Here is a 10,676-nt window from a genome sequence, read left to right as displayed (position 1 = left end):
GGTATCGAAGGCTGCCCAGGTGGGCTGGTTAGTGATGCTGAACGTTAACTCATCACCTTCTGGGTCTGATGCTGTGGGAGCAAAGGTATACACTTGCTGCACGGTAGCAGCTGTAGGAGGTGTACCAGAAATAACGGGCGCTTGATTAGCAGCACTGACTTCGATAGCAAACGCAGGAAGTTGTGCACTCAAGTCACCGTCACTGACGGTAATTTGAATATTGCTAACGGTGCCAACATCGCTCTCAGTGGGTGTACCCTGTAGTTGCCCAGTTGTGGTATCGAAGGCTGCCCAGGTGGGCTGGTTAGTGATGCTGAACGTTAACGGATCATTGTCGTCATCACTAGCTGTAGGTGTAAATGAGTAACTATCCCCCACCGTCGCCACCATATTTGGGGATCCAGATATGAGAGGGGCTGTATTGGGCTCGTTTCTTGTAATAGTGGCCACATCAATGTATGCGGAGATATTGCCCGCAGCATCAAGTGCAGCGACCACAAAGTTATTATCGCCCAGTGTCAGTGGTGCCGACAGCGACCACGCATTCCCAGATACTGCAGATGAAGCCAGTACACTGGTTGAATCAGCAGTACCATCATCATTAGCATCAGCATAAAGCGCGATATTGACACCGTTCTCGCTATGCGTACCAGCTACTGCTAATTGTGTGCTGGTGGTGCTCTCAGGTGCGCTTGGGGTGGTTACAGTTGGGCTTACTGGAGCTGTGGTATCTATCACCAACGCTTTATTAGCGCCCAAGCTGCCCGCTGCGCCTGGAGTCGCTAAGGTTAAGCTTGCGTTATTTCCAGCGCTATCACTCACCTGAGCCCCGTTAAGTGCCAACGCTGAAGTCGTTGTGTAATCAAGGTCGGCACTGGTATCGCCAGCTTGCACTGTATAGGTGAACATTAAGGTAGTTGTGCCAGAGCCAGAACTATAAGCAACTGTTCTATCTGTGGCACCGGTTTCCAATGTTAGGCTAGGTACTCCGCCAGTGACATCAATGGTTTCGCTAAAGGTGACTCCGACATTAATTACGTCGCCAGCACCATAAGCGCCATCACTTGTTGTTGCACTGACTGAGGTCACGGTCGGGGCTATGCTATCTACTAATACTCCAGATAAAGCGCCAACGTTATTCAAAGTCACATCTAAGGCATTACCTGCATTATCATTGATGGTTCCCCCTGCGAGGGTAAGTGCACTTAAACCAATACCATTAGTATCTTCAAGGCCGGCTGCTAGTGCGCCAGTTCTAAAGTTCAACGCAGCTGTTCCTGAGCCGGACAGGTAATTTGCAGTGACAGCAGAACCACCAATATCGATAGTTAAACCTGGCGTTCCGCCAGCTGTATTGACGGTTAAGTTTTCATTACTATTTAGAGTGAAGTCTAAAGTATCACCTGTTTTATATGTGCCATCAGCAGGAACAGATATGCTAGAGATTTGTGGTGCAACTACATCTACATTATGTGTTTCGCCGGAGTTAAACGCAGGCACATAGCCATTGTTATTATTGCCGTTGCCAGAGTCATCAACGATGTCGGTATTAGCATTTAAATCTAGGCGGATGCTGCCGGTACCAGCGATGTTGTTGACGGTGATATTGACGCTTGAGCCACTGGATGCAGACACTGAAGCTATGTCACCACTTGCGGTCCCAGACACCGTAGTGAGTGTGAAATCATCGGTGCTGATATTATTGGCATTTTTACTGAAAGTGATGGTGTAGGTGATACTACTATCATTTGCAGCGGGAGTTCCCGCAAGGGCAATACTTGTCACACTTGGAGGAACATTGTCTGCAGCGGTCAACTGAGCACTGTCGGCTGCGGTCAATGCGCCAGATGACGCTCGCAAGTTGAACGATTCAGCAGAGGCCCCGGAGAGAGTATAATTTAGGGCTAAATTGGTAAAGGTTGCCATCCCTGAAGAGGGGGTAACTGTTACGGTCGCGCCATTGCCATCGTTGTCACCTGTGGCTGTCATGGTCACACTGCCAGCGCCATTAACCTCAGCTAACAGTATATCGGTGCTGTAGCCAGTGTCGACAACGCCTGCAGCATCCACCGCTGATACTTGTGGCACGGTCGTGAAGCTAGTGCTCTGTCCAGCCGGAATGGCGGTTGGCGCTGGCTCTGTATCAAAGCGCAAACGTGTGGCAACCACATCAGAGGTAATGCTATTAGCGTCGACACTAGCAAAGTCAGCACCTGTCGCCTCATCATCAGCGGTTAACGTGAAGCTTTGTTGGTCGGCCGTGGCGGTATAAATCAAGCTGCTAAAGCTTGCAACCCCTTGGGTTGCGCTCACACTGGCATTGCTGAGTGAGCCTGCTGAGGCCTCAGTTAAGGTCACTACTTCAGTAAAATCTTTATCGGTGTTACCGAAGTCATCTACGGCTCTTACTTCTGGGGGAGTGGTGAGTACATTGCCAGAGATACTGCCTGCAGGCTGAGTCGTAAAGCTAAGCCCTGTAGCGGTAATGTCTAGCACTGAGCCAGTGCCATTATTTACCTGAGTAGTAGTGCCCATGGTTGTTCCTGAAGACTCTGTAACCTGGGTTTCACCGTTAACGCTTAATCTAAAGGTACGGTTATCTACCATAAAAGTATTTACATGGTAGTAGGCATTGATTATATAGTCCTCTTGGGTGCCATCGGCAATACTGATGTTTAACCCTGAGAAGGTCAACGTATCGGCAATATAATTACCGACGATATTATTGGCATCAGGGCCATTGAGACGCCAAGTGGTACTGTTACGCTCATACTCGGTGGCCGTGCCATTAACCTGCACTTGAATGCTTGAGATATTCATCGGTAGGTTATCGCCACCGCCATCAACAAGCGTGAAATCCAGCACATCTACGGCTGTTGCCGGGCTGTTTGAGGTTGTCGGCCTCAACACCGGCTCACTGACACCCGCAGCAGGGATGAGATCGCCGTTATTCAGCGGCGCTTGCACAGTGACGCTGACATCTTGGTTTGTTGAGGTACCGCCATCACCATCACTGACGGTAAAGCGCACTGTGCGCGTACCTGTAGTTGGGTTGGCGGTATCGATATTTTCAAAACTGATCTGTTGTAACAGGGTTTGTACTCGCGCCACTGTGGCGTCAGTGTTGAGGTTGACGACAAAGTCGTTCCCTGTAGCAATATTATTCACTAAGGTACCAATTGTGGTACCAGACACGGACACATTACTCCCCGCTGTGGTGCCCGCTAGGGCTACCGTGCCTGAGGTATCTACAGAAAGTAAATCCTCAGCGCTATCTTTCCCTGAAACAATCGTGACCGTTAAAGCGCCACCGTCGAAGTCAGCGCTATCGCCATCGGTTATGGTCGCTGCTGTGCCTTGGTCAAGCAGTGTTTGCGCACCAGGGAACAGGCTGACACTATCGCCATTGAGGTTGCCAATTGACGGGGGCGTGTTGGTGACAGCAACAGAAGTGTCAAAACTGACTACGCCAAAGTAAGTGGCGTTTGGAGAACAATTAGTACCCGTTACCTTGAAAGAGGAGATATTGGTATTATTGCCTGACAGTGAAAGGGTCTGGGTACCACCGCTCATGCCAGATTGAGAGTAAATTGTGGCTCCTGAGTTATTTGTGACAGTAATATCGCAGGTGCCGTCAACGTCAATGACTAGGCTATCTAAGTCGAAGTTTCCGTATGCACCATTTTTTGCAAAGTTTAAATATGCGTTGTCGGGGAAGGAGTTATTAAACGCATAGAGCGCATTGGTTGTACTATAATGCTGTACGTAGGAGCTAGGTGGCGCAGTCGCACTCAGGTTGCCATTGCTAGAGATGACCGAATTCGCACATTCGCCATTATCTGGAGCGCTAAGAGGGCAAAATGACCCTGCATTATAACTTGCTAAAACACCAGAGAAGTCCTGAAGGGCGGCTGCCGAAAAAGGCGATGCGCTTTCAACAGAGCCTTGGACTATCTCTAGCTGCCAATCACCTTGCTTGCTAGCTGCACCTGTTAAATCATCTGAGGCGGCAACATCCGCTCCAGTATAAGCGGAAAATAGCTCAACAAATTCTTCGCCTTTCTTGCCTTTAGCTAAATTACAGTTGTAAAAGTGAATATCTGCATCGGCGTGTAGTTTGTTGCCTAGACTTTTAAGCTCTACAAGGGACTGTTGCAACTGTTGAGAATCTATTCGCTGTTGACCAATGTGTATCTGGCCACTGGAGCCGTGGCTTACCCAATGAATCGCAGAGATATCGCGGTAGCTTTGTAGCTTTTTATTCAGTTGCGCCATTATCGGGCTGTTATCATCAATTTCAATGATATCGACACCTGGTTTTAGTGCCCTATAAAAGGTAGATTTATCTTTCAGCGTTGCGTCAATGACCATGATTTCATGGATATCCTGTCCGCTTACAAGATTAGGCTCTGCTAAGGTTGAATTGTTAGCCTGTGCAGAAGGGGCGCCCTGGGTAATCGCTAACTCTGAGCTTTCAAATTGCTTTGCGTTTAGTGGCAAATGGGTTGCGGTTGCGCTGCTTGTCTGCAAAGTAACCGGCTGTGATGTGCTGCGCGTCGTCTCATTGCGTATATAGCCGCTGTAGGCGCCCGCCAAAGAGGGAAGAGCACTTAAGCCCAAGGGCACAAGCATTCCTGCTAGTTTGTTGGCTTTAAATTGAATCATGGTTGTCTCCTTGGCTCGGTGTGGCGCAGATCAAGCTGGCTTGTGTGCCAGTTGTATCTTGCCAAAAGGCCATCTCGCTGTACTTCTTAAATAATTCTGGTGGTAAAATGCTGCGTCTTGGGGTGAACTGCACTTGCTTTTTCACGGTATGGAGGCCTTTCACGCCGATGTTGGCATCGAACTCTCCCTCGTCATATTCCACCTGATTAAAGTCATGGTTGAATGTGGGCAGAGCAAGAAATTGATAAACAAGTTCCATAGAGCGAGCTGGATGCTGAGTGAGTAGATCGTAATCCAGCAGTAATAAACGCTCTGAAAACTCGCCGTAGTAAGCTTCTTTAAGAGCCGTCCACGCGCTACCTAATGCACCCTGATGGTGGGCCAAAGATTCACAGCGGGTATAGACTGTTTGTCGGCTCTGAGGTGAGTACATACGGCTATAGTCGAAGGGGTTTTTACGATAAATACACTCGAAGCTATCCATCACCCAGGCTGGATTGCGTACACAACAAATTACCTTGAAATCACCAAATAGTTCTACCAGTTGGTGCATACGCGCAGTCCAGATACGGTTAGTATCAAAGATAACGTCTTTATCTCTGTGCTCACTGTAATAACTGTTGGCTAGGCTTAGGCAAAGGTCACGGCGTTTAGATTCATTGAAAAACGGGGAAAATTCACTCCCAGCGCCTATTTGCTCTAAGCAACTGCCCATCAGAGGAGCAATAGGGCTACTCATGGCGGCATGGAATCGCGGGTTTTGCCTGAGTAAACCAGCTAATAGAGTTGAACCTGAGCGGGGCAGCCCTGAGATAAAGTGATACTGCTGCATGACCTTCCTTAATTTGCAATGTGGTGCTGAAGCACCACCGAGTTTGTTCCTAATATAGAGTTAGCTTAGTTCCTAGATGGGAAAATACCTACTTCAGCAATAGAGTAATTCACTCCTAAGGTAGGTTGCAGAATACTAAAGCTCTGATTGCCGCCTGGACTTGTGATACTGGCTGTTCCGCTAACAGACACGCCTGCTAAGTTAACATTACTGCCGCTGTTAGCCGGAGCGTAGATCTTTTCAGGGTCATCGCCACGAGATTCACCGGGAATTGTTTTCGCGAGGATATACCCATCTTGTGGTGTTTCAGTTGTACCGTCAGCTGTGGTAGCCATCAGCGTTCCGGTTACATTGGTAAGCGCTGCAGTGAAGCTGTGTTGAGGAAGTTCAGTGACATTCAGTGTATGACGTTCGGCTCCATGAGTTTCGCCCATTCTCCAGTTAAACTGGCTTCCAGGGTGATTGCCTTCGCCCACTGCCGTGCGCCCACGTAAATCAGGCAAACCATAGGTGGTACGGCCGTCACCACCGTAGTTAGTGCCGAGTAACGAAAATAACGCGGTGTTTGAACTGATAGCGAGGAGCTGCCCAGCACACAGTGCCCAGCCGCGAGGGGCAAAATTAAAGCCAAAAGGTTGAATTTGTCCTAAAAATGCTTCCATTGTGGTATTCCTTATGCTTGCTGTTGTAAGAATTCTGAGTTGTTTAGGCGCTCACCAGCATCTAAATGAATAAGGTGCGCGAGACGTTCGCCGCTGAGGACGCCAAGCTCGCAGGCGAGAATATCCAAACGCACACAGCCACTCTGACTGCTTACTACGAGTCCATGCTCTTGAGATATCATCACCACAGTGCTAGGAGCTACACCGTAATCTGGGTAATCGACAGCCGTGGCTTGAATAACTTCAATATGCATTCCTTTGGCTCTGCATAGCACACGACCAAAATGACCATTACTTGCTCGTGTAAGCGCATCAATTTGACCCGCATCAAACTGACTAAAGTCAAGGTCAATATGAGGTGGGGGGAGCGCTAATGCCGACTCTGAGGTGACATGCTGCTGGCTATTTCCGAGGCCATTAAGAAGAGCGTCTAATGAATGTAAAGCTAAATATGCGAATCGTTGGGTTAGACTGGCATAGGTGTCTTCAGCAGAAATCATCACGGGCTCTTGTAGTACCACTTGACCACTATCAAGCTGTTCACTCATATGGTGCCAAGTCAGTGCGCTGTGTGTTTCTTGATTACGTATTTGCCAATAGATAGGGTCGCGTCCGGCGTACTCTGGAAGTTTGGAGGCATGGCAGTTGATGATGCCACGGGGATAATGGCTCAACACGGAAGAAGGTAAGCGATAGCGAAAGCCCATGACCAGCGCTAAGTCTGCCGTAAAATGCGTGAGATGGCTGGGGATCAGGTGGAGCTTTTCTTTACAAACCGCTTCAAACGCAATGTTGTTAGTCGCTAGGGTATTTAACAATAACGAAAGCGCTTCTTTACCTTGCTGATATTGACTCGGATCTGGGGTTATCACACCCACCAGTTGCCCCGTTTGCTGTAGTTTCTCAATACCAGGCCAAGCGAACAAGGAGCTGGCGTAGATGACAATGCGTGGCTTAGTCATGGTGATGTACCTTAGTCACTAGGAATCCAGGTAAGCCATTGAGGCAATAATAAAATTTGAGTTCATCGCCTGATTGCGCCACGGTATCATCGGGATGACGGTCTTGAGGTTCAAAGTTAATACAAACAGATAAGTCAGGCAGTGGGTGAGTGATCCCAGATTCATACAAATTCAGTGTTTCTCCAGCGAATAGGGAGATATCGGTGTATAAACTAAGGGTTTGTTTATCGGCCTTTTCAGGCAGATGAGGAATGCGCAGCGTTGCTCCTTCAATGAGTTGTTGCTGCTCATTAATCTGTTGGGGGGCCATCGCTTTTAAACTGTCAGCGGTTAGGCTCATGATTTGCCCCAGCTCGGTGCGCTCACTGGCAACCTCGGCTTGCAATTGGTGCTGTTCTTGTGGCGTTAAACCGTGCTGCTGCCACTGCTCTACATATTCCCGTTGAGCCACATTAAGCATGGCATGAATATCTATTCGTTCGGGGATAAGGTAGCCAGTGTGGCTCAGCTGCTTGGCAAAATGGCGAGCAATCGCTAGGTGACCCTCGCGGCTAAAGCCATGCTGCATTGCCTCAACCACCACAAGATCAAATAACATAGGCGCGTTGTACTGGCAGGCATCGCCGCAATATAGCTGGTGCACGTATTCTTGTAGCCCTAACTGGGCAAGTAGGTGATGCAGAGCCTTGATAGCGCCGGGTTGTATATCGATAAAAGTGACGCGCAATCGACGACCATCAATCCCCTGGCTTTGGTAATAACTCAATAAGGGCACTAATAGAGGAGCAAAAGGACCGCAAGCAGGGTAAGCGATATGCAGTTGTCCTTGCTCGTCATCTAAAAGCGCGGTTACCGCTTTATCTATGGCACGCAAATAGCGACTAACACGCAGCGTATCTTTGATAGTATGAATACAATAGTTAGGTGCCATCACCAGTCCATGCTGATGGATAAACTGCTGTCGGCGTTCATTGGCGGTAAGTTCCGCTTGGTCGTATAAAGCACTAAAGTGTGTAAATAACGAGTTTAACTGCTTACTAACAGCATATCGGTCAAAACTATGTGGAGTGATAATTTGGCGTGCTGTATCGACGACTAAGGCGTTAAGTGCATCACTCTCTAGGTGGATGGGTGACGTTGTAAGTTGTTGCTTGAGTAAACTTTTTTGTTGTTGGTGTGCAAATAGCCCAGCTACACTGCCATCCATAGCGGAGTCATCGCTACAGCTAGGTGTATGTGGTTGATGTGCAAAAGCGTGCATGACCGAAGTCCCTGTTTTATTACCCTACCACTAGCGTATACTGAGCATGAGTGATTACTCGTTTTTGTAATACAGTGATATATTTCACCTGCTTTTGGCTCAAAAAGGTGTAAACAAGAAGCTGTGTTATAGGTCATAAGCGCCGACGAATAGAGTAACAGACTGAGTATATCGCTCTCTTAGAGGCTGTGTTCAGTAACCCGTACTTGACCATAAAGGTTAATGCAATCATGGAGTTGTAAATGGCGGATAAAAACGAACAACATAAAAAACGTCAGCAAAAAGTGAAAAGTGAAGTGGATGCACGTATTGCCGAAGCGCAAACCGAACAGGGAGTGTTACAAGTGATCACTGGCAACGGGAAGGGGAAGTCAACATCTGGCTTTGGTACCGTTGCCCGTTGTGTTGGTCATGGCCAAAAAGCGGCGGTGGTACAATTTATTAAAGGCTTGTGGGAGTGCGGTGAGCGCAACTTATTAGCTCAGGTAGGGGTGCCTTTTGCGGTGATGGAAACAGGCTTTACGTGGGAGACGCAAAACCGTGAAGCGGATACCCAGGCAGCACAGCAAACTTGGCAGCAAGCTAAGGTTTATTTACAAGATAGCAGCATCGACTTGGTGTTGCTCGACGAGCTTACCTATATGATCACCTATGATTATTTAGATCTTGATGAGGTGCTCGCTGCACTACAAAACCGCCCACCCATGCAATCAGTGATTATTACTGGGCGAGGTGCTCATCGACGTTTAACTGAACTGGCCGATACCGTCAGTGAGGTTCGTAATGTAAAACATGCCTTTGAGGCCGGCATTAAAGCGCGTGCGGGGTTTGATTACTAATGCGTATCTTGATGTTGCTATGGATGCTGTGTGCCAGCCTTAATACTTATGGTCACAGTGAGCAGCGCATTATTGCTCTTGCTCCTCATATTGTGGAAAACCTTTATGCCATTGGCGCCGGCGAACACATCGTCGCGACCGTTGAGCACGCAGACTACCCGCAGGCGGCTCAGGATATCCCCCGTATTGGTGGTTATTATGGTATTCAAATTGAAAAGGTATTGGCACTACAACCAACCTTAGTGGTGGTGTGGCAAAGTGGTAACAAAGCCAAAGACATCGAAGCATTGAAGCGCCTAGGTGTGCCGCTGCTAGTCAGTCAAGTGGAAGGGCCATTAGATATCGCCAAAGAGATCCGTGCGATTGGCGAACTTACCGGCCACGCAATAGAAGCAGAGCAAGTTGCTGCTCAATTTGAGCAGCGCTATCAACGCTTAAAAGAGCAATACCAAAGTGCTTCACAACAGCGTAAAAAGGTGTTTTATCAGTTGTGGCCAAAACCCATGATGACGGTGAATAATAATACGCTGATCGGTAAAGCAATCGAGCTGTGTGGTGGTGACAATGTATTTGCCGATAGTCGCGCTGATTATCCGCAAATCAGTGTTGAAAATGTATTATTAAGTGCACCGGATGTCATTGTTATGGCCGATGAAAAAGGGGCTGATAACAGCGCCATTAATTGGCAGCAATGGACCACGATTCCGGCCGTAAAACATAATCATATCAATAGCATTAATGCTGATTTACTGCACCGTTATAGCTTGCGCCTGCTCGATGGCATCGAGCAGCTCTGTACGGTGGTGAATAACAGTGAACAGCAAGCACATAGTCGCCAACGCGACGCAGTACATTAGGTGTGAACCTTTATCGCGAGCTGATAAATGCACATATACTGGGTGTCCTTAGCGATACCCAGTTGATTGGCTATTTTCATCTTTAACACCGCCCCTGCGCGCTGCGCAATGTTGATGCTGGCGAGATTGTCTTCCAAGCAGTGAAAGTGTACGAAGTGCACATCTTCTCGCGCCCTCAAGTAGGGAATGATGTAAGCCAAGATACTGTCTATGACTCTGTGTCCCCGCGCTATATTCGCTAACCAGTAACCTAATTCACAGACTTGGGTATGAGGGTCTATATGCTTGATAGCGAATACCCCAGCAAATTCACTATGAAAGTAAATAGCGAACCATTTGGCGCCTGGCAACGGGCTGTTAAGGCGCTGCGTAATGTAGTGTTTGGCACTGGCATTATCAACGATATTGCGCTCCCACGGCATTGAGCGCGATAGATGTTCGCGGCTCTGCTCTACCGCATGGTAGAGCGCTGCTGCATCACTGCCACGCAGTAAGTCTAGGGTGATAGCAGAACTCACTACTATTGCTGTCGAGCTGTTGCCAATCATGGAGAGCATGACCCTTCGTGTAAATAGCTACTATGCCATTTCTCGCTTAG

General features: G+C 48.2%; 8 protein-coding genes. 2 read left to right on the top strand and 6 right to left on the bottom strand.

What is annotated here, in order from left to right:
* The 5 genes from EXT46_RS01495 to EXT46_RS01475 all read right to left on the bottom strand — a co-directional run.
* On the bottom strand, positions 1-4,665 hold a 4,665-nt coding region (locus tag EXT46_RS01495; protein ID WP_130144771.1), incomplete at its 3' end, for a DUF4347 domain-containing protein.
* Entirely contained in the window at positions 4,652-5,497 is an 846-nt protein-coding gene (locus tag EXT46_RS01490) for a sulfotransferase (protein WP_130144770.1), read from the bottom strand. The genes EXT46_RS01495 and EXT46_RS01490, both read right to left, overlap by 14 nt.
* Before the next feature lie 65 nt (positions 5,498-5,562).
* Positions 5,563-6,159, bottom strand: a complete 597-nt coding sequence (locus EXT46_RS01485; RefSeq protein WP_130144769.1) for a tail fiber protein — start codon at positions 6,157-6,159, stop codon at positions 5,563-5,565.
* An 11-nt stretch (positions 6,160-6,170) separates the two neighbouring features.
* On the bottom strand, positions 6,171-7,121 hold the full coding sequence (locus EXT46_RS01480; protein ID WP_130144768.1) for a formyltransferase family protein: 951 nt from the start codon (positions 7,119-7,121) through the stop codon (positions 6,171-6,173).
* The gene (locus EXT46_RS01475) at positions 7,114-8,382 is read right to left on the bottom strand and encodes a hypothetical protein (protein ID WP_130144767.1); all 1,269 of its coding nucleotides are present in this window, start codon (positions 8,380-8,382) and stop codon (positions 7,114-7,116) included. Before EXT46_RS01475 ends, EXT46_RS01480 begins: the two co-directional genes overlap by 8 nt.
* Positions 8,383-8,624: 242 nt before the next feature.
* Between EXT46_RS01475 and cobO the strand changes: the two genes are divergently transcribed.
* Both cobO and EXT46_RS01465 read left to right on the top strand, forming a co-directional pair.
* Positions 8,625-9,221 (top strand): cob(I)yrinic acid a,c-diamide adenosyltransferase, encoded by a 597-nt coding sequence (cobO, locus tag EXT46_RS01470; RefSeq protein ID WP_053910531.1) that lies wholly within the window; start codon positions 8,625-8,627, stop codon positions 9,219-9,221.
* Entirely contained in the window at positions 9,221-10,078 is an 858-nt protein-coding gene (locus EXT46_RS01465; protein ID WP_130144766.1) for a cobalamin-binding protein, read from the top strand. The genes cobO and EXT46_RS01465 overlap by 1 nt, the downstream gene beginning before the upstream one ends.
* Here EXT46_RS01465 and EXT46_RS01460 read toward each other — a convergent pair.
* Positions 10,075-10,596, bottom strand: a complete 522-nt coding sequence (locus tag EXT46_RS01460) for a GNAT family N-acetyltransferase (RefSeq protein ID WP_205988196.1) — start codon at positions 10,594-10,596, stop codon at positions 10,075-10,077. The two genes, EXT46_RS01465 and EXT46_RS01460, sit on opposite strands and share 4 nt — an antisense overlap.
* Positions 10,597-10,676 lie beyond the last annotated feature (80 nt).

Source organism: Pseudoalteromonas sp. CO325X, assembly GCF_004208955.1.
Classification (GTDB): Bacteria; Pseudomonadota; Gammaproteobacteria; order Enterobacterales; family Alteromonadaceae; genus Pseudoalteromonas; species Pseudoalteromonas ruthenica.
This window is presented reverse-complemented; position numbering and strand designations above follow the sequence as displayed.

What these genes read in the sequence shown, in the direction of transcription:
- EXT46_RS01475 (WP_130144767.1), bottom strand. Translation starts at nt 8,382, where the DNA reads ATGCACGCTTTTGCACATCAACCACATACACCTAGCTGTAGCGATGAC.
- EXT46_RS01485 (WP_130144769.1), bottom strand. Translation starts at nt 6,159, where the DNA reads ATGGAAGCATTTTTAGGACAAATTCAACCTTTTGGCTTTAATTTTGCC.
- cobO (WP_053910531.1), top strand. Translation starts at nt 8,625, where the DNA reads ATGGCGGATAAAAACGAACAACATAAAAAACGTCAGCAAAAAGTGAAA.
- EXT46_RS01480 (WP_130144768.1), bottom strand. Translation starts at nt 7,121, where the DNA reads ATGACTAAGCCACGCATTGTCATCTACGCCAGCTCCTTGTTCGCTTGG.
- EXT46_RS01490 (WP_130144770.1), bottom strand. Translation starts at nt 5,497, where the DNA reads ATGCAGCAGTATCACTTTATCTCAGGGCTGCCCCGCTCAGGTTCAACT.
- EXT46_RS01465 (WP_130144766.1), top strand. Translation starts at nt 9,221, where the DNA reads ATGCGTATCTTGATGTTGCTATGGATGCTGTGTGCCAGCCTTAATACT.